The 18,144-nt window shown below is 64.8% G+C and carries 18 protein-coding genes; 11 read left to right on the top strand and 7 right to left on the bottom strand.

What is annotated here, in order from left to right:
- Positions 1–37: 37 nt before the first annotated feature.
- Together N2603_RS26595 and N2603_RS26590 are read right to left on the bottom strand one after the other, a co-directional pair.
- Positions 38–718 carry a site-2 protease family protein gene (locus tag N2603_RS26595; RefSeq protein ID WP_260384466.1) on the bottom strand — a complete coding sequence of 227 codons (681 nt, stop codon included), beginning with the start codon at positions 716–718 and terminating at the stop codon, positions 38–40.
- A 67-nt stretch (positions 719–785) separates the two neighbouring features.
- Complete coding sequence (locus N2603_RS26590) at positions 786–1,652, bottom strand: LysR family transcriptional regulator (protein ID WP_260384465.1); 867 nt, start codon at positions 1,650–1,652, stop codon at positions 786–788.
- Positions 1,653–1,741: 89 nt separating this feature from the next.
- On the opposite strand from N2603_RS26590, the gene N2603_RS26585 reads away from it, so the two are divergent.
- Complete coding sequence (locus N2603_RS26585) at positions 1,742–2,650, top strand: DMT family transporter (protein ID WP_260384464.1); 909 nt, start codon at positions 1,742–1,744, stop codon at positions 2,648–2,650.
- A gap of 2 nt (positions 2,651–2,652) precedes the next feature.
- Here N2603_RS26585 and N2603_RS26580 read toward each other — a convergent pair whose 3' ends face one another.
- The 5 genes from N2603_RS26580 to gntR all read right to left on the bottom strand — a co-directional run bounded on the left by N2603_RS26580 (position 2,653) and on the right by gntR (position 7,850).
- Complete coding sequence (locus N2603_RS26580; RefSeq protein WP_018645708.1) at positions 2,653–3,045, bottom strand: GFA family protein; 393 nt, start codon at positions 3,043–3,045, stop codon at positions 2,653–2,655.
- Between the two features lie 7 nt (positions 3,046–3,052).
- Positions 3,053–3,799: an SDR family NAD(P)-dependent oxidoreductase gene (locus N2603_RS26575; protein WP_260384463.1), complete on the bottom strand. Its 747-nt coding sequence runs from the start codon at positions 3,797–3,799 to the stop codon at positions 3,053–3,055.
- A gap of 121 nt (positions 3,800–3,920) precedes the next feature.
- Entirely contained in the window at positions 3,921–4,652 is a 732-nt protein-coding gene (locus N2603_RS26570) for an SDR family oxidoreductase (RefSeq protein ID WP_260384462.1), read from the bottom strand.
- 132 nt (positions 4,653–4,784) lie between these two features.
- Positions 4,785–6,611 carry an IlvD/Edd family dehydratase gene (locus tag N2603_RS26565; protein WP_260384461.1) on the bottom strand — a complete coding sequence of 609 codons (1,827 nt, stop codon included), beginning with the start codon at positions 6,609–6,611 and terminating at the stop codon, positions 4,785–4,787.
- A gap of 138 nt (positions 6,612–6,749) precedes the next feature.
- The gene (gntR, locus tag N2603_RS26560; RefSeq protein ID WP_260384460.1) at positions 6,750–7,850 is read right to left on the bottom strand and encodes an HTH-type transcriptional regulator GntR; all 1,101 of its coding nucleotides are present in this window, start codon (positions 7,848–7,850) and stop codon (positions 6,750–6,752) included.
- Between the two features lie 205 nt (positions 7,851–8,055).
- On the opposite strand from gntR, the gene N2603_RS26555 reads away from it, so the two are divergent.
- The 10 genes from N2603_RS26555 to N2603_RS26510 all read left to right on the top strand — a co-directional run bounded on the left by N2603_RS26555 (position 8,056) and on the right by N2603_RS26510 (position 18,051).
- Positions 8,056–9,123, top strand: a complete 1,068-nt coding sequence (locus N2603_RS26555; protein ID WP_260384459.1) for an ABC transporter ATP-binding protein — start codon at positions 8,056–8,058, stop codon at positions 9,121–9,123.
- Between the two features lie 52 nt (positions 9,124–9,175).
- Positions 9,176–10,495: an ABC transporter substrate-binding protein gene (locus N2603_RS26550; protein WP_018645715.1), complete on the top strand. Its 1,320-nt coding sequence runs from the start codon at positions 9,176–9,178 to the stop codon at positions 10,493–10,495.
- Between the two features lie 64 nt (positions 10,496–10,559).
- Positions 10,560–11,513 (top strand): carbohydrate ABC transporter permease, encoded by a 954-nt coding sequence (locus tag N2603_RS26545; RefSeq protein ID WP_260384458.1) that lies wholly within the window; start codon positions 10,560–10,562, stop codon positions 11,511–11,513.
- A complete protein-coding gene (locus N2603_RS26540) occupies positions 11,506–12,432 on the top strand; it encodes a carbohydrate ABC transporter permease (RefSeq protein ID WP_260384457.1) in 927 nt (308 codons plus the stop codon). Before N2603_RS26545 ends, N2603_RS26540 begins: the two co-directional genes overlap by 8 nt.
- Positions 12,433–12,497: 65 nt before the next feature.
- Positions 12,498–13,484, top strand: coding sequence for a D-erythronate dehydrogenase (gene denD / locus N2603_RS26535; RefSeq protein ID WP_260384456.1), 987 nt, complete (start codon positions 12,498–12,500; stop codon positions 13,482–13,484).
- A gap of 29 nt (positions 13,485–13,513) precedes the next feature.
- Positions 13,514–14,494: a sugar kinase gene (locus tag N2603_RS26530; RefSeq protein ID WP_260384455.1), complete on the top strand. Its 981-nt coding sequence runs from the start codon at positions 13,514–13,516 to the stop codon at positions 14,492–14,494.
- Between the two features lie 18 nt (positions 14,495–14,512).
- A complete protein-coding gene (gene eda / locus N2603_RS26525; RefSeq protein WP_018645720.1) occupies positions 14,513–15,163 on the top strand; it encodes a bifunctional 4-hydroxy-2-oxoglutarate aldolase/2-dehydro-3-deoxy-phosphogluconate aldolase in 651 nt (216 codons plus the stop codon).
- Between the two features lie 60 nt (positions 15,164–15,223).
- The gene (locus tag N2603_RS26520; RefSeq protein ID WP_260384454.1) at positions 15,224–16,393 is read left to right on the top strand and encodes an acetyl-CoA acetyltransferase; all 1,170 of its coding nucleotides are present in this window, start codon (positions 15,224–15,226) and stop codon (positions 16,391–16,393) included.
- Positions 16,394–16,515: 122 nt separating this feature from the next.
- Entirely contained in the window at positions 16,516–16,722 is a 207-nt protein-coding gene (locus N2603_RS26515; RefSeq protein ID WP_018645722.1) for a hypothetical protein, read from the top strand.
- A gap of 126 nt (positions 16,723–16,848) precedes the next feature.
- On the top strand, positions 16,849–18,051 hold the full coding sequence (locus tag N2603_RS26510; RefSeq protein ID WP_260384453.1) for a CaiB/BaiF CoA transferase family protein: 1,203 nt from the start codon (positions 16,849–16,851) through the stop codon (positions 18,049–18,051).
- Positions 18,052–18,144: the final 93 nt, after the last annotated feature.

Raw genomic sequence — 18,144 nt, 5'->3', positions numbered from 1 at the left:
CTGGCCCTTCGGCGTGTAATCGGAGCGGTCTGTTCAACTACGCATTGCCGGTCAGGAAGAGAACAGCCTGAATCACATAACCGGTCAACGTTCGCAGTATTGCTGAAATAACATCAAGATTTAGACCGAACTGCGAGCCCGCGAGCGGCAGCAGGATCAACAGGCCGATCAGGATCAGCATACCGAACGGCTCCAGCCGGGCCAGCGGCAAAGCGAGGGGGCTGGGCAGTAGCCCGACCGCGACGCGGCCGCCGTCGAGCGGCGGGATCGGCATCATGTTGAAGACGGCCAGGATCGCGTTGATGACCAGCGCATTCTTGAGATTGTCGAAGATCCACTGCGCCGACGCCGCCGGCGCCAAGGGCAGGGCGTGTAGGGCGAGGGCCGCCGCGAGCGCCAGCAGGATGTTGGTCGCGGGCCCGGCCAGCGCCACCCAGACCATGTCCAGCCTGGGGTTGTTGAGCTTGCGGAAATTCACCGGCACCGGCTTGGCGTAGCCGAACAGGAACGGCGAATGCGCAAACAACAGCATCGCCGGCAGGATCAGGGTGCCGAACGGGTCGATGTGCTTGATCGGATTGAAGCTGACGCGGCCGAGCTGCCAGGCCGTGTTGTCGCCGAGACGATGCGCGACGAAGGCGTGCGCGGCCTCGTGAAAGGTGATGGCCAGCACCAGCGGCAGCACCCACACCGAAAGGTCATAGAGGGAAATGTTCACGGCTCGTCTATCCCGGTTTGCTTGCGGCCTTGCAGCCGTCCAGCCAAACCGGCCGTGCAGCAACGCTTCAGGGCAGGATATGGGACGCCGGTTGCGAAATCCCAAGCTGTAAATGATCGGCCAGCAGGGCCGCCGGACGCGACAGGTTGCGTGCGCGGTGGAGGTGGATGTCCGCTCCCGGCAGCGGCGGCAGGCCGTCCGATAGGATATGCAGGCGGGAAGGCAGGGTGCGGGCTTTTACGACCGTAATCGCAAGGCCCTGCGCCGCGATCGCTTCCACCGCCGCAAGCGTGCGGCTGACAAAGGCGAGGCGCCAGGGCAGGCCGGCGGCATCGAGGGCGTCCGCGGCCCATTGCCGAAACAGGCAGCCAGGCGGGTAGAGCGCGACGGGTAGCGTGTCGTGTGGCCGGACCGAATATGACATCGCGGCGGCCCAGACCGCCTGCTCGCGCCGTAACAGTTCGCCATCGCCGAGTCCCTCCGGATGCATGGCGATGACCAGATCATAGGCCTCTCCGAGCCGTGCCGGCATCGTTGCCGTCAGCCCGGTCTCGATTTCGACCCGGATCTCCGGATGGCTTTTGGCGAATTGCGCCAGCAATGGCGGAATAACGACCGTACCGTAGTCATCCATCACGCCGAGACGGACCACGGCTTCGCGCTTGCGTGCGCGGAGCGCATCCACGGCCTCTGCATTGAGGTCGAGCAGCCGCTTTGCATAGACGCGGAGTTCATCGCCCGCCGGGGTCAGCACGACGCCGGCCCTGGTGCGTTGAAACAGTTTTGCGCCAAGCCACTCTTCCAGGCGCCTGATCTGGACGCTGACCGCCGATTGGGTCCGGTTGAGCGCCGTGGCGGCGCGCGTGAAGGATCGATGCTCGGCAACGGCGGCAAAGGCCTTCAACAGATCAGGATCGAGAACGGGTGAGGTCATGACGAAAACTTATCCTGGCATGACGGAAATTCCATTCCCTGTTTCGGCGCGTCTCCTATGCTGCTTTCAAAGCATTACCGGGAGGAAGCGTGGGCGAGATTCTTGGCGTTCTGGCCGCGGTGCTGTCGAGCGCGCTGGGCGGGACTTCGATCGGCGCGACGCGCTATCTCGTGGGCGACATCGATCCGCTGGCGATCGGCTCGTTCCGGTTCGGCATCGGCTTTCTGCTGCTGTTGCCTCTCACGCTGCTGCGCGGTGATCGCTGGCCGGAGCGAGGCGACTGGGCCGCCGCCGTCGCACTCGGCATTCTGTTCTTTGCGTTGTTCCCGATCCTGTTCAATGCGTCGCTGATCTTCACGACCGCCGCGCGCGGCGCGCTCGCTCTGTCGACGCTTCCTCTGTTGTCGCTCGTGATCGGAGCCGCGCTCGGCGCTGAAGCCCTGACCTGGCGCAAATCGATCGGTGTCGTGATCGCGACATCTGGCGTTGCGGTCGCACTGCTCTTCGACCTCGCCTCGGCGCCGTCAGGCGCCTGGCGCGGCGATCTCCTGATGATGGCGGCTGCGCTGTGCATGGCGCTCTACGGCATCTGGTCAAAGCCGCTGATCCGGCGCTCCGGCCCGATCGCGTTCACGACCACGAGCATGGCGGCGGGCGCGGTCTGCCTGATCCTGCTCTCGTATGTCCGCGGCAGCTTTGCGCCGGTCGTAGGCTTCGGCACGCCGCAATGGCTGGCGGCTGCCTATCTCGGTGCCTTCGGCGCGGCGCTGACTTTCTATCTCTGGGCCTTCGCGCTTGAGCGCACGACGCCCACGCGCGTCGCGATCTCGGTGACCGTCAATCCGATCACCGCGTCGCTGGTTGGCGCTTGGCTTTTGAACGAGCCGCTGCGCTGGAATCTGGCGGCCGGCATCGTCGCGGTATTCGCCGGGATCTGGATCGCAACGACGAGCGGACGCACTCAGCCGGCAAGTGCGCCTGCGTCAGATCAGGCCTGACGTCACGCCGGGATCGTTCCCGGATATTGCGTCAGACCATCATCGAGCTTCACCCAGGCGAGCTTCTCGCTCACCCAGATGTGCTCGGTCGGCGCAAAGGCGTTGCGGTCGTCGAAGGTCGCAAGTGCCACACCGGCCAGCGTGCCGTTGCGGCGCCAGGCGAACAGCCGTGTGCCGCACTGCTTGCAGAACACGCGGTCGATGTTCTCCGATGACGCGTAACGCCCGGTCTCGCCCTCGACGGTGAGCGCACGCTGGTCGAACTGCGCGCGGGCAAAATAGGGCGATCCCATTGCCTTCTGGCAGATGCGGCAATGGCAGATGCGGACGTTGAGCGGCTCGCCCTCCGCCTTGAACCGCACCGCGCCGCACAGGCATCCACCTTCCCGGGTCATGATCGCCTCAATAAGTTGCGCGCCCGCCGGAGATGTCGAACACGGCGCCGGTCGAGAAGCCGCAGTCCTCCGATGCCAGCCAGCTCACCATCGCGGCGAGCTCTTCGACCTGCACGAAGCGCGCTTTTGGGATTTTCGACAACATGAAGTCGATATGCTGCTGTGTCATCTGGTCGAAGATCGCGGTCTTGGCAGCCGCCGGGGTCACTGCGTTCACGAGAATGTCGTGCGCGGCGAGCTCCTTGCCGAGCGACTTCGTCAGCGCGATCAGGCCGGCCTTCGACGCCGAATAATGCGCCGCGTTCGGATTGCCTTCCTTGCCGGCGATCGAGGCGATGTTCACGATCCGCCCGTATTTCTGCTTGAGCATTTCAGGCACGATCGCCTTGCAGACGATGAAGGGGCCGTCGAGGTTGATGCGCAGCACCTTGCGCCATTCCTCGAGATCGGTCTCCCAGACCGGCTTGTTGACGCCGGCGATGCCGGCATTGTTGACGAGGATGTCGATCTTGCCGAAGGCCTTGAGCGTTGCATCGCGCGCCTGCTCGACGGCCGCGGTGTCGGTGACGTCGACCTTGAAGACTTTTGTCTCGCCGCCGATCTCTTTTGCGGTTTTCTCAGCCAGCGCGGCGTCGAAATCCCAGATCGCGACCTTGGCGCCGGAGGCGACGAAGCGCTCGGTGATGGCGCGGCCAAAGCCCTGCGCGCCGCCGGTGACGACAGCGACGCGGCCGTTGAGGTCGATCTTGTTCATCGAGAAACCCTCCCTATCCCTCATGGTGAGGAGCGCGCACTTGGCCCGCGTCTCGAACCATGGAGCCCGTGGCCCATCCCTCGAGACGGCGCTCGCGCGCCTCCTCGGGATGAGGAGTTGATCAGAGCATGTAGCCGCCGTCGACGACGAGGTCGACGCCGGTGGTGAAGGCACTCTCGTCGCTGCCGAGATAGACCGCCATGGATGCGATCTCCTCGGCGGTGCCGAGCCGGCCCATCTTCTGGCGGGAGATGAACATCTCCTTGCCCTGCGGCCCCTGCGCGGCGGCGCGGTCGAGCATCGAGGGGGTCTCGACGGTGCCGGGGCAGATCGAGTTGCAGCGGATGCCCTTGGTGATGAAGTCGAGCGCGACCGCGCGCGACAGCAGCGACACCGCCGCCTTCGACGAGCTGTAGACGTAGCGGTTCGCCGGCGGCCTCAAGGCCGCGCAGGACGAGATGTTGACGATGCTGCCGCCGCCGCCCGTAATCATGTCGGGCAGGAAGGCCCTGATGGTCCGGTGCATCGACTTGACGTTGAGGTCGAACGAGAAGTCGAAATCCTCTTCCGAGCATTCGAGGATGGTGCCGTGGTGCACGAAGCCGGCCGCGTTGAGCAGGATGTCGATCTTGCCGACGCGCTTGGCGAAGGCGTTGACGTCGGCGGTGTTGCGAACGTCGAGCTTTGCGACCTCGGCGATGCCTTCCTTGGTCAAGCCAGCGATGCCGGCCTCATTGATGTCGGTGGCGATGACGGTTGCGCCTTCACGCGCGAACGCGATGGCGCAAGCGCGCCCGATGCCCGCTGCCGCAGCCGTGATGACGGCGCGCTTACCCTTGAGGCGGTCTGCCATTTTGTTTTTCTCCTTTGAAATTTTTGTCGTCATTCCGGGATGCGCCGCAAGGCGCAGGCCCGGAATCCATACTCCCGATCGTGGTTATGGATTCCGGGCTCGCGACTGCGTCGCGCCCCCGGAATGACAGTGTCAGTGATTATCCCGCGCCACACCAAAGGTGCCGGCGACGTTCTGGTAGCGCGTGGCGAGCTCCATGCAGGCGCCGGTCGATTGCTGGCCGACGGTGTTGCGGTAGATCTCCTGCCACGGCGTCTGGTTCGGCGGATGCTTGAAACCGCCGTTGGCCTTGAGCTCGGCGTGGCGCTTCTTCAGCTCCTCATCCGAGATCAGGATGTTGGCGCTGCCCTTGTTGAGGTCGATGCGCACCTTGTCGCCGGTCTTGAGGACCGCGAGCCCGCCATTGGCGGCGGCTTCCGGCGACGCGTTCAGGATCGAGGGCGAGCCCGACGTGCCGGACTGACGGCCGTCGCCGATGCAGGGCAGGGACAGGATGCCACGTTTGATCAGCGCGGCCGGTGGCTGCATGTTCACGACCTCGGCGCCGCCGGGATAGCCGATCGGCCCGGTGCCGCGGATGAACAGCACGCAGTGCTCGTCGATGCCGAGCGAGGCGTCGTCGATCCGCTCGTGATAGTCCTCCGGGCCCTCGAACACGATGGCGCGGCCTTCGAAGGCGTTGAGGTCCTTCGGGTTGCTCAAGTAGCGATCGCGAAACTCCTTGGAGATCACTGAGGTCTTCATGATCGCGGAATCGAACAGGTTGCCCTTCAGCACCAGGAAGCCGGCATCCTTCACCAGCGGCTTGTCGTAGGCCCAGATCACGTCGTTGTCGGGCTTGGGCGCATCCTTGCAGTTCTCGCCGATGCCGCGGCCGTTGACGGTGAGGGCGTCCTCGTGGATGCGCTTGTGCTTCATCAATTCGCGCACCACGGCCGGCACGCCGCCGGCGCGGTGGAATTCCTCGCCGAGATAGAAGCCGGCCGGCTGCATGTTGACCAGCAGCGGCACGTCGTGGCCGACCTTCTGCCAGTCGTCGATCGACAGCTCGACGCCGATGTGGCGGGCCAGTGCGTTGATGTGGATCGGCGCATTGGTCGAGCCGCCGATCGCCGAGTTGATCACGATGCAGTTCTCGAACGCCTTGCGGGTCAGGATGTCCGAGGGCTTGAGGTCTTCCCAGACCATCTCGACGATGCGCTTGCCCGTCTCGTAGGCGATCTGGCCGCGCTCGCGATAGGGGGCGGGGATCGCCGCGCAGCCCGGCAGCGAGAAGCCGAGCGCTTCGGCCAGCCCGTTCATGGTCGAGGCCGTGCCCATGGTGTTGCAATGGCCGACGGAGGGGGCCGAGGAGGCCACGATCTCCATGAACTCCTCATAGTCGATCTCGCCGGCGGCGAGCCGCTCGCGCGACTTCCAGACGATGGTACCGGAGCCGGTGCGCTCGCCGTCGTGCCAGCCGTTCAGCATCGGGCCGCCCGACAGCACGATCGCGGGCAGGTTGACGGTCGCCGCCGCCATCATGCAGGCCGGCGTCGTCTTGTCGCAGCCGGTGGTCAGCACCACGCCGTCGAGCGGATAGCCGTAGAGGATCTCGACCAGGCCGAGATAGGCGAGGTTGCGGTCGAGCGCCGCGGTCGGGCGCTTGCCGGTCTCCTGAATGGGGTGAGTCGGGAATTCCATCGCAATGCCGCCGGCCTCGCGGATGCCTTCGCGGACGCGGTGGGCGAGCTCGATATGGTGGCGGTTGCAGGGGGAGAGGTCGTTGCCGGTCTGGGCGATGCCGATGATCGGCTTGCCGGACTGCAGCTCGGCACGGGTGAGGCCGTAGTTCAGGTAGCGCTCCATGTAGAGCGCGGTCATGCCCGGATTATGCGGGTTGTTGAACCAGTCCTGCGAGCGAAGGTGGCGGCGGGTGCCGTTGCCGGGCGCGTGCCCGTTGGTTGGCTTTTTTGTCATTGTTGTTTTCTCCTGCAATGCAAACGCACTGGCGTCAGTCACCGGCGTAAATCTTGGGCTGTCGGCTCGTGCGATGCCCAACGGCGTGAGCAATGGTCTGCCTGCCCGTTGGCGGGTCGTTTCCTCACAAGTTCGATACTAGTCATGGCTGCTTGGTAACGCTACCATTTTGTTCGGTGCAGCGCCGCCCGACAGGGCGGGCCTATTGTCCGGGTGCCGCGACAACGAGCTTTGCCGCTCGATCACCCTGAAGCCGAGGTCGAGCACCGGCTGCTCCGGGCGCCGCCCCTCGATCGCCTCGATCAGCATGGTGGCGGCCGTCTTGCCCATCTCGTAGCGGTTGGTGCGCACGCTGGTGAGGGTGGGGACGGCGGAGGCCATGAATTCGAGGTCATTGAAGCCGACGATCGCGATCTGCTCGGGGACGCCGATCTCGCGGCGGCGGCATTCGAACAGCACGCCGAGCGCAAGGTCGTCATTGGCGCAGAACACCGCGTCGAGGTCGGGCTCGCGCGCTAGGAGGTCGGTGAACAGGGCGCCGCCGAGCGTCACCGAGGTCGGCGTCGCCGTCGTGACGACGAAGCGCTGCTCGAACAGGCCGGCGTCCTTCATGGCGGAGACATATCCGTCCAGCCGCCGCTGCACCCTGGGATCCATGCGTGCGCCGACGAAGCCGATCTTGCGGTGACCTTGCGCGAACAGGTGCGCAATCGCCGCGCGTGCTGCATCATAGTGGGAAAAGCCGATCATCATGTCGACCGGATTAGGGCCGATCTCCATGATCTGCACGATCGGGCAGTCGGCCGCCTCCAGCATCGCGCGCGATTCCTCGGTCTGGTCGATGCCGGTGACGATCAGCCCGGCCGGCTTCTGCGCCAGAAACAGGCGCAGCAGCTTCTCCTCCTGGAGAATACTGTAGCGTGTGTTGGACAACTGGATCGAGTAACGGCTGCCTTCGGAGGCGTCGTAGATGCCGCGCAGCACGTCGGAAAACACGTTGTTGGTGAGTGACGGAATCAAGACACCGATCACCTCGGTGCGCTGCGAGGCCAGCGCGCGTGCCGCAAGGTTGGGCACGTAGCCGAGCTCCTTGGCCGCGCTTTCGACCCGCGTCCGCTTGGCCACCGACAACGCCTCGGGATTGCGGAAGAAACGGGACGCTGTAATCGGGCTCACGCCGGCAAGCTCGGCGACTTCCGCCAGCCGGATTTTGCCTGACTTGGTGCGTTTTCGACCCATTTGCTGCTCTTAGCATAGCCACTGTCGCAAACAAAGGATCGTTGACAGCGCTACCAGCAACGACTAACCAAAGACAAATTGCCAAAGCCGCACAAACTGCCGACAATGTCGCCTGCTATAGCGTGGGCTTCGTTCGGCGAAGTTCGGAAAAACAAGACGGTGGCGGCGCCAGAGTTGCGTCGCCTGAGTCGGAGGAGGGAGCTAGATGTCGTCTGTGCAAATCCGCGACGTGCGGAAATCGTTCGGCAATTTTGAAGTCCTGCACGGCGTCACGATTCCGATCGAGGACGGCCAGTTCGTCGTTCTGGTCGGTCCCTCCGGCTGCGGCAAGTCGACGCTTCTGCGCATGCTCGCCGGCCTCGAGAACATCACCTCCGGCACGATCTCGATCGGCGACCGCGTCGTCAACAATGTCCAGCCCAAGGAGCGGGACATTGCGATGGTGTTCCAGAACTACGCGCTCTATCCGCACATGACGGTCGCGGACAACATGGGCTTCTCGCTGAAGCTGCGGAATGCCGGCTCCGACGAGATCAACAAGCGCGTCAAGCGCGCCGCCGAGATCCTCGCGCTGTCGCCGCTGCTCGACCGCTATCCGCGCCAGCTCTCCGGCGGTCAGCGCCAGCGCGTCGCCATGGGCCGCGCCATCGTGCGCGATCCCCAGGTCTTCCTGTTCGACGAGCCCTTGTCGAACCTCGATGCCAAGCTGCGCGTCGCCATGCGCACCGAGATCAAGGAGCTGCACCAGCGGCTGAAGACGACCACCGTCTACGTCACCCACGACCAGATCGAGGCCATGACCATGGCCGACAAGATCGTCGTCATGCATGACGGCATCGTCGAGCAGATGGGCACGCCGCTCGAGCTCTACGACAAGCCGGAGAACCAGTTCGTCGCCGGCTTCATCGGCTCGCCCGCCATGAACTTCCTCAAGGGCCATGTGCGCGTCAACGGCGTTGCGACCTTCGAGGGACCGAACGGCGTCAAGCTGCCGCTCAAGACTGCGCCTGTGGCCTCCGACGGCCGTCCCGCGGTCTACGGCGTGCGGCCCGAGCATTTCACCATCGCCGACGACGGTGCCGAGGCCGAGATCATCGTGGTCGAGCCGACCGGCTCGGAGACGCAGGTGTTCGCCAAGCTCGGCGGCGAGCAGGTCGTCGCAGTCTTCCGCGAGCGTCACCAATTCAATCCGGGCGACAAGGTGCGGCTGAAGCCCGATCCGTCGCTGGTGCATCTGTTCGACGATGCGACGGGCAAGCGCATGAATGCTTAGCGCACAAGACGACAAGTCATAAGACAACAAAAAGCATTACAGGGAGGACGACATGCAAGACTTTACCCGCCGGTCTCTGCTTCAGGGCGGAACGGCTCTGGCTGCCACCGGCATGCTGACCGGGCCGGCACTGTTCGATTTCGCCAGGGCCTGGGCGCAGAGCGCGCCCTGGAAGGCGGAGCCGGGCGCCAAGCTGACCGTGATGCGGTGGAAGCGCTTCGTGCCGGCGGAAGACGATGCATTCAACCAGATGGTGGCGGCGTTCAAGGCCGCGACCGGCACCGAGATGAACGTGTTCAGCGAGTCCTTCGAGGACGTGCAGCCGAAGGCCTCGGTTGCGGCCAACACCGGCTCGGGGCTCGATCTCGCCTGGGGTCTGCACACGCTGCCGCAGCTGTTCCCCACCAAAGTCCTGAAGATGAACGACGTCGCCGATTATCTCGGCAAGAAATACGGCGGCTGGACCGATGCGGCGGCCAAGACCTGCAAGCTCGGCGACGACTGGCTCGGCATTCCCGTTGCGACCAACGGCGGCTACATGACGTACCGGAAGTCGGCGCTCGACAAGGCCGGCTTCAAGGAGTTCCCGAAGGACTTCCCCGGCTTCCTCGAGATGTGCAAGGCGCTCAAGGCGAACAACACGCCGGCCGGCTTCGCGCTCGGGCATGCCTCGGGCGACGGCAATTCGTGGCTGCACTGGGTGCTATGGGGCCACGGCGCCTACACGGTCGACCAGAACGACAAGATCATCATCAATTCGCCGGAGACGGCGAAGGCGCTGGAGTATTGCAAGGCGCTGTATGAGAGCTTCATCCCGGGCACGGCGTCCTGGAACGACTCTTCCAACAACAAGGCGTACCTCGCCGGCGAGCTCTATTGCACGGCGAACGGCATCTCGATCTACGTGGCCGCCAAGACCGACGCGACCAAGAAGGAGCTCACCGAGGACACCTATCACGCGCTCTGGCCGGTCGGACCGGTCGGCAAGCCGACCGAGCTGCAGCTCGCGCTGCCGATCCTCGCCTTCAACTTCACCAAATATCCGAACGCATCGAAGGCCTTCGTCGCCTTCATGCTGGAGAAGGAGAACTACGAGAAGTGGCTGGACGGCGCGCAGGGCTATCTGACGCAGACCCTGAACGCCTACGAGTCGGCGCCGATCTGGACCGCCGATCCCAAGAACGCCGTGTTCTCGCAGGCCTCCAAGCGCACGCTGCCGGCGGCCGGCATCGGCACGGTCGGTGAGAAGGCGGCGACCGCGATCGCCGATTTCATCGTCGTCGACATGTTCGCCAACTACTGCACCGGCGCCAAGGATGCGAAGGGCGCGATGGCGGAAGCCGAGCGCCAGCTGAAGCGCATCTATCGCTGACGGTCACGGGGCGGGCGGCCATCCGGCCGCCCGCCCATCAACATTTCGATCAGGGATATCGGGCATGGCTGATGTCGCAATTCCCCGGGCCAAGCCTCAGTTGAGCGAGGACAGCGCCTGGACCCAGCTCAAACACAATCGCAACTGGCTCGGCTTCTGGTTCATGGTGCCGGCCATGGCGTTCCTGATCTTCTTCCTGGCCTATCCGCTGGGGCTCGGCATCTGGCTGTCCTTCACGGACACCCGCATCGGCAGGGTCGGGCACTTCGTCGCGACCGAGAACTATGAGTGGCTGTGGGACGATTCCATCTTCTGGCTGTCGGTGTTCAACACGCTGCTCTACACCTTCGTCGCCAGCGCCCTCAAATTCGCGATCGGGCTTTATCTCGCGCTGCTGCTGAACGAGAACATGCCATTCAAGGCGATGTTGCGCGCGATGGTCCTGATCCCCTTCATCGTGCCGACGGTGCTCTCGGCGCTGGCGTTCTGGTGGATTTTCGACTCGCAATTCTCGATCATCTCCTGGTCGCTGAAGCACCTCGGCTTGATCAACCAGAACATCAACTTCCTCGGTGACACGACCTGGGCGCGCATTTGCGTGATCTTCGCCAATATCTGGCGCGGCGTGCCGTTCGTGGCGATCACGCTGCTTGCAGGCCTGCAGACGGTGTCGCCGTCGCTCTATGAAGCCGCAACGCTCGACGGCGCCACGCGCTGGCAGAATTTCCGGTACATCACCTATCCGCTGCTGACGCCGATCATCGCTGTCGTGATGACGTTCTCGGTGCTGTTCACCTTCACCGACTTCCAGCTGATCTGGGCCATGACCCGCGGCGGCCCGGTCAACGCCACCCATCTGATGGCGACCCTGTCGTACCAGCGCGCGATCATCGCCGGGCAGCTCGGCGAAGGCGCTGCAATCTCCAGTGCGATGATCCCGTTCCTGCTTGCCGCGATCATGGTGTCCTGGTTCGGATTGCAGCGCCGGAAATGGCAGCAGGGAGAGAGCAATGACTGACCTGCCCACCAGATCCATCGATCTCAAGAATGTGCTGTCGGGCTCGGCGCCCACGGCCGATCACAGCGAGGGCATGAGCTATCTGCAGTCGGTGCCGCGCCGGATGGTGACGCTGTATCTGCCGCTCGCGATCATCGTCATCGTCCTGCTGTTCCCGTTCTACTGGATGGCGCTGACCTCGGTGAAGCCCGACGAGCAACTGCTCGATCTCGACAGGTACAATCCGTTCTGGACCTGGAATCCGACGTTCAAGCACTTTCACAAGCTGCTGTTCGAGAGCTACTACCCGCACTGGCTCTGGAACACGATGTACGTTGCCGTCTGTGCGACGGTGCTTTCGATCATCGCATCTGTGCTCGCGGCCTACGCCATCGTGCGCTTGCGCTACAAGGGCGCCAATCTCGTCGGCGGGCTGATCTTCCTCGCCTATCTGGTGCCGCCGTCGATCCTGTTCATTCCGCTCGCCACGGTCGTGTTCCAGTACGGCCTGTTCGATTCGCCGCTGGCGCTGATCCTGACCTATCCCACCATCCTGATCCCGTTCTCGACCTGGCTGTTGATGGGCTATTTCAAGACCATCCCGTTCGAGCTCGAGGAATGCGCCCTGATCGACGGGGCCAGCCGCTGGCAGATCCTGATCAAGATCGTGCTGCCGCTCGCGATCCCCGGCCTGATCTCGGCCTTCATCTTCTGCTTCACCCTGTGCTGGAACGAGTTCATCTACGCCCTGACATTCCTGCAGTCGACCAGCAACAAGACGGTGCCGGTTGCGATCGTCAACGAGTTCGTTGACGGCGACATCTACCGCTGGGGCTCGCTGATGGCGGGGGCGCTGGCCGGCTCGCTGCCGCTCGTCATCCTTTACGCCTTCTTCGTGGAGCATTATGTGTCGGCGATGACCGGCGCCGTGAAGGAATGATCGCGGGGCTTGCCTGAGGGCGCGTCAGGAGCGGCGCGGTCCGGCCAATAAGAAGGAGTAAGCTCTTGCACATTCTGGTTCTCGGCGCCGCCGGCATGGTCGGCCGTAAATTCTGTGAACGGCTGCTGCGCGACGGCCGGCTCGGCAAGAGCGACATCACCAAGCTGACCATGCACGACGTGGTCGAGCCGAAGAAGCCGGAGAAGGCCGGTTTTGCCGTCGAGACCGTCTCGGGCGATTTCGCAGTCCCGGGCGCGGCCGAGAAGCTGATCGCCGGCCGCCCCGACGCGATCTTCCATCTCGCCGCGATCGTCTCGGGAGAGGCCGAGCTCGATTTCGACAAGGGCTACCGCATCAATCTCGACGGCACGCGGATGCTGCTCGACGCCATCAGGCTCGTCGGCGGCGGCTACAAGCCGCGCGTGGTGTTCACGTCCTCGATCGCGGTGTTCGGCGCGCCGTTCCCGGATGCGATCGGCGACGAGTTCTTCCACACCCCGCTGCTCAGCTACGGCACCCAGAAGGCGATCGGTGAACTGCTCCTTGCCGACTACTCACGCCGCGGCTTTCTCGACGGCATCGGCATCCGCCTGCCGACCATCTGCATCCGGCCCGGCCTGCCCAACAAGGCGGCATCGGGCTTCTTCTCCAACATCCTGCGTGAGCCGCTGGCCGGCAAGGAAGCCGTACTCCCGGTCTCCGAGGACGTCCGCCACTGGCACGCCACGCCGCGCTCCGCGGTCGGCTTCCTGCTCCACGCCGGCACCATGGACCTCGCCACCGTCGGTCCGCGCCGCAACCTGACCATGCCGGGCTTGTCGGCCACCGTCGGCGAGCAGATCGCCGCCTTGAAGCGCGTGGCGGGCGACAAGGTCGCCGCCCGCATCAAGCGCGAGCCCGATCCCTTCATCGTCGGCATCGTCGGCGGCTGGCCGCGCAATTTCAATGCAAAGCGCTCGCGCGAGCTCGGCTTCACCACCGCGGAGCAGACGTTCGACGATATCATCCGCATTCACATCGAAGACGAGCTCGGCGGCAACTTCGTCGCCTGACCCAATCGATGAACAGCGTGGATATGACGATGGCGAGCGTTGCTTGCATCGGCGAATGCATGGTCGAGCTCCGGCAGGCCCAAGGGGGGCATTCCTCTGGGCAATCTGCCGGGCAGGGCGGTGGCCTGTACTCGCGCGGCTTCGGCGGCGACACCCTCAACACGGCCGTGTATCTCGCGCGGCTCGAGGTCAAGGTCGACTATCTCACCGCGCTCGGCGACGATGCGCTCAGCGATGAGATGATCGCGGCCTGGAATGCGGAGAGCGTCGGCACGCGGCGCGTCGTGCGGCTGCCGGGCAAGCTGCCCGGCCTGTACATGATCCAGCTAGATGCCAAGGGCGAGCGCCAGTTCTTCCACTGGCGCGACAGTGCGGCGGCGCGCCAGCTGATGAGCCTGCCGGAGACCGACGAGCTGCTCAACTCGCTGATGAGCTACGACATCGTCTATCTCTCCGCGATCACGCTCTCGATCTACGATCAGGCCGGACGCGATCGCCTGTTCGCGGCGATCAAGCGCGCGCGCCTGCTCGGCACCCGTTTCGTGTTCGACACCAATTTCCGCGCCCGCGGCTGGCCCGATCGCGACGTCGCGCGCGAGGTCTTTGCCGCGGCCTTCGCGGCGGCCGACATCGTGCTGACCTCGACCGAGGACCTGCTCGCGCTCTGGCCCGGGGAAAGCCACGAGCAGCTGATGGCACGCATTCCGACGCCCGAGCTGGTGTTCCGGCTGGCCGAGCCGGTGAGCCTCTTGCGCTTCCCCGGTGGGACCCACGAGGTCCGCGCCGAGCCCATGACGAAACCCGTGGTCGACACCACCGCCGCCGGCGACAGTTTTGCCGCGGCCTATATCGCGGCTCGCCTCGGGGGTTCCGAGCCGGTCGAGGCGGCCCAGGCCGGCCATCGTCTCGCCAGCCTCGTGATCTGCTATCCCGGCGCCATCATTCCGGGCTATGCCATGCCGCCGAAGAAGCGGCACCGGGCTGCGCCCACGCGTCAAGCGACCAAGTGAAACGAAAAGATCCCTGAGATGCCCACGACTGCCCAACAGAACCACCTCGTCGCGCTGTTCAAGGCCGCGACCGTCATTCCCGTCCTCACCATCGAGCGTATCCAGGACGCCGTGCCACTGGCGCGCGCGCTGGTCGCCGGCGGCGTCCGCACGCTGGAGGTGACGCTGCGCACCCCCGTTGCGATCGAGGCGGCGCGGGCGATGATGGCCGAGGTGCCCGAGGCGGTCGTCGGCATCGGCACGATCCTCAATCCGGCCGACTTCACCCGTGTCGAGAAGCTCGGCGTCGCGTTCGGCATCAGCCCGGGCCTGACCCCCGATCTCCTCAAGGCCGCAGCCCACAGCTCCCTGCCATTCGCGCCGGGCATTGCCACGGCCTCCGAGCTGATGCTGGCGCTGTCCCACGGCTTCGACGTGGCAAAATTCTTCCCGGCCGAGCAAGCCGGCGGCATCAAGGGACTGCGGGCGCTCGGCGGCCCGTTCCCGAACGTGCGGTTCTGCCCCACCGGCGGGGTCGGCGAGGCCAATGCGGCGACCTGGCTTGCCGAGCCCAATGTGGTGGCGGTCGGCGGTTCCTGGCTGTGCCCGACGGCGGAGATCAGGGCCGGGAACTGGGCCGGCATAACTGCCATCTGCCAGCGCAGCCTCCAGGCCCTTAAACCTGCGTGAAGTCTTGCCATCCCTGGGCTAAGACTTAGCTCAGGTGAAAGACGCCAGGGAGAAGAGACCATGACCGCCAGCATCGTCGGATGGGCGCATACGCCGTTCGGCAAGTTCGACACCGAAACCGTCGAAAGCCTCGTCACCCGCGTTGCCAATGAGGCGCTGGCGGATGCCGGCATTTCCGCCTCCGACGTCGACGAGATCGTGCTCGGCCATTTCAACGCCGGCTTCTCGCCGCAGGATTTTACCGCTTCGCTGGTGCTCCAGGCCGACCCGAAACTGCGCTTCAAGCCCGCGACCCGCGTTGAGAACGCCTGCGCCACCGGTTCTGCCGCGGTGCACCAGGGGCTGCGCGCGATCGCCGCAGGTGCGGCCAAGATTGTGCTGGTCGTCGGCGTCGAGCAGATGACCCGCACGCCGGGGCCGGAGATCGGCAAGAACCTGCTCAAGGCCTCCTATCTGCCCGAGGACGGCGACACGGTCGGCGGCTTCGCCGGCGTGTTCGGCAAGATCGCCAGCTCCTACTTCCAGAAATACGGCGACCAGTCCGATGCGCTGGCGCTGATCGCGGCCAAGAACCACAAGAACGGCGTCGCCAATCCCTTCGCCCAGATGCGCAAGGATTTTGGCTTCGATTTCTGCCGCGCCGAGAGCGAGAAGAATCCTTTCGTCGCCGGTCCCCTGAAGCGCACCGACTGCTCGCTGGTCTCCGACGGCGCCGCGGCGCTGGTTTTGGCCGATGCCGAGACCGCCAAGGCCATGAGCAAGTCGATCGGCTTCCGCGCCACCGCGCATGCCCAGGATTTCCTGCCGATGTCTAAGCGCGACATCCTGCAGTTCGAGGGCTGCACGGTCGCCTGGCAGCGCGCGCTGGAGAAGGCGGGGGTGGCGCTCACCGATCTCTCCTTCGTCGAGACCCATGACTGCTTCACCGTCGCGGAGCTGATCGAGTACGAAGCGATGGGCCTGACGCCGAGGGGGCAGGGCGCCCGCGCCATCAAGGAAGGCTGGACGCTGAAGGACGGCAAGCTGCCGGTCAATCCGTCCGGTGGCCTCAAGGCCAAGGGCCACCCGATCGGCGCCACCGGCGTCTCCATGCATGTGATGACCGCGATGCAGCTCGCCGGCCAGGCGCCCGAGGGCATGCAGCTCAAGAACGCCAAACTCGGCGGCATCTTCAACATGGGCGGTGCGGCCGTCGCCAACTACGTTTCGGTGCTCGAGCCACTGAAATAGGCTCTCGTAGGGCGGGCAAAGGCGCGCTGGCGCCGTGCCCACCTTTTTCCTTGCGCTAGATCAAGGTGGGCACGCTTCGCTTTGCCCACCTTAACGCTCCTGATTGATTGCGGAAAAGCATCATGAGCAATGCCTACGAAGATTCACTTTCTCTCGAAGCACTGAACGATCGCATTGCGATCCTCGAGGACAATATCCGCCAGCTCATCGAGCAGGCCGCGGCGGCCTCCGGCGAGCAGAACGAGTCGCGGATCGCCGACCGCATCAACCAGCAGAATGACGAGCTTGAGCGGCTCCTGAAGATCCGGGAATCCCGCCAGAAGAAATAGCAGCCGATATCGCCGCGCGGCGCATGCGGCCATACCCCGGCCGCCCTTGCGCGCGCGCCGCCCCTGTCTTTAGCTGGACTGAAATCGCTGGGCCGCTTCCAGGGCCCGCGCAATCGGGAGCGAACGATGGGGCCGCTGAAGGGCATCAAGGTCATCGATATGACCACCGTGCTGATGGGGCCCTACGCGACCCAGATGCTCGGCGACTATGGTGCTGACGTCATCAAGGTGGAATCGCTCGACGGCGACGTCACCCGCCTGATCGGCCCGATGCGCCATGCCGGCATGGGCCCGGTGTTCCTCAACACCAACCGCAGCAAGCGCTCGCTCTGCCTCGACCTGAAGAAGCCCGCAGGGCGCGAAGCCGTGCTGCGCCTGCTGAAGGACGCCGACGTGCTCGTCTACAACGTCCGTCCGCAGGCGATGGCGCGACTGCAGCTCGGCTATGACGTCGTCTCCGAGATCAATCCGCGCCTCGTCTATGCCGGGGTGTTCGGCTTCGGCCAGGACGGGCCCTATGCCGCAAAGCCCGCCTATGACGATCTGATCCAGGGCGCGACGGCGCTTCCCGCATTGATGGCGCAGACCGGCGACGGCGTGCCGCGCTATGTGCCGAACGCGCTGGTCGACCGTATCGTCGGCCTCACCGCGGTCGGCGCGATCTGCGCCAGCCTCGTGCATCGCGACCGCACCGGGCGCGGCCAGCGTGTCGACATCCCGATGTTCGAGACCATGGCCGGCTTCGTCATGGGCGACCACATGGGCGGGCTCACCTATGAGCCGCCGCTCGACAAGGGCGGCTATGCCCGCCACCTCTCTCGCGACCGCAGGCCTTACAAGACATCGGACGGCTATCTCAGCGTCATCGTCTACAACGACAAGCAGTGGGAGAACTTCTTCAAGGCCACGGAGCGAGACGATCTGCGCGCCGATCCCAAGTTCGCCACCTTCGCCGGCCGTGCCGCCAATATCGACGTCGTCTATGCCGAGCTCGCGCGCATCTTCGAGACGCGCACCACAGCGGAATGGATCGAGCTGCTCACCAAGGCCGACGTGCCCGTGATGCCGATGCACGATCTCGCCTCGATCCTGCACGACGAGCATCTGGAAGCGACTGGCTTCTTCCCGGTCGTCACCCATCCGACCGAAGGTCCGATCCGCAGCATGAGGGTGACGGCAAGCTGGTCGGAGACCGAAGCCGAGCCGGTGCGCCTGGCGCCGCGGCTGAACGAGCACGGCGCGGAGATTCTTGGAGAGATCGGCTACTCCCAGGACGAGATTGCCGCCATGGTCCGCGATGGCGTCACCAGGGCTCTCGTCGGCCCGTAGGGACCTGCGGCGGTCCAGTCGTGAAAATGTATACATTGTTGGACAAGATCCGTAGGCCTGCATCAAGCTCCCGTCGCTCCCCGAACTCGTAAA

The sequence above is a fragment of the Bradyrhizobium huanghuaihaiense genome (assembly GCF_025200885.1).
Classification (GTDB): Bacteria; Pseudomonadota; Alphaproteobacteria; order Rhizobiales; family Xanthobacteraceae; genus Bradyrhizobium; species Bradyrhizobium huanghuaihaiense.
The sequence above is the reverse complement of the archived record's forward strand: the minus strand, read 5'-3'. Positions and strand labels throughout refer to the sequence as shown.

Excerpts from the sequence above, each read along its gene's own strand:
- N2603_RS26520 (WP_260384454.1), top strand. The coding sequence starts at position 15,224 with ATGACCGCCAGCATCGTCGGATGGGCGCATACGCCGTTCGGCAAGTTC.
- gntR (WP_260384460.1), bottom strand. The coding sequence starts at position 7,850 with ATGGGTCGAAAACGCACCAAGTCAGGCAAAATCCGGCTGGCGGAAGTC.
- N2603_RS26590 (WP_260384465.1), bottom strand. The coding sequence starts at position 1,652 with ATGACCTCACCCGTTCTCGATCCTGATCTGTTGAAGGCCTTTGCCGCC.
- N2603_RS26575 (WP_260384463.1), bottom strand. The coding sequence starts at position 3,799 with ATGAACAAGATCGACCTCAACGGCCGCGTCGCTGTCGTCACCGGCGGC.
- N2603_RS26565 (WP_260384461.1), bottom strand. The coding sequence starts at position 6,611 with ATGACAAAAAAGCCAACCAACGGGCACGCGCCCGGCAACGGCACCCGC.
- eda (WP_018645720.1), top strand. The coding sequence starts at position 14,513 with ATGCCCACGACTGCCCAACAGAACCACCTCGTCGCGCTGTTCAAGGCC.
- N2603_RS26530 (WP_260384455.1), top strand. The coding sequence starts at position 13,514 with ATGGCGAGCGTTGCTTGCATCGGCGAATGCATGGTCGAGCTCCGGCAG.
- N2603_RS26515 (WP_018645722.1), top strand. The coding sequence starts at position 16,516 with ATGAGCAATGCCTACGAAGATTCACTTTCTCTCGAAGCACTGAACGAT.
- N2603_RS26570 (WP_260384462.1), bottom strand. The coding sequence starts at position 4,652 with ATGGCAGACCGCCTCAAGGGTAAGCGCGCCGTCATCACGGCTGCGGCA.
- N2603_RS26545 (WP_260384458.1), top strand. The coding sequence starts at position 10,560 with ATGGCTGATGTCGCAATTCCCCGGGCCAAGCCTCAGTTGAGCGAGGAC.
- N2603_RS26555 (WP_260384459.1), top strand. The coding sequence starts at position 8,056 with ATGTCGTCTGTGCAAATCCGCGACGTGCGGAAATCGTTCGGCAATTTT.
- N2603_RS26510 (WP_260384453.1), top strand. The coding sequence starts at position 16,849 with ATGGGGCCGCTGAAGGGCATCAAGGTCATCGATATGACCACCGTGCTG.
- N2603_RS26540 (WP_260384457.1), top strand. The coding sequence starts at position 11,506 with ATGACTGACCTGCCCACCAGATCCATCGATCTCAAGAATGTGCTGTCG.
- N2603_RS26580 (WP_018645708.1), bottom strand. The coding sequence starts at position 3,045 with ATGACCCGGGAAGGTGGATGCCTGTGCGGCGCGGTGCGGTTCAAGGCG.
- N2603_RS26550 (WP_018645715.1), top strand. The coding sequence starts at position 9,176 with ATGCAAGACTTTACCCGCCGGTCTCTGCTTCAGGGCGGAACGGCTCTG.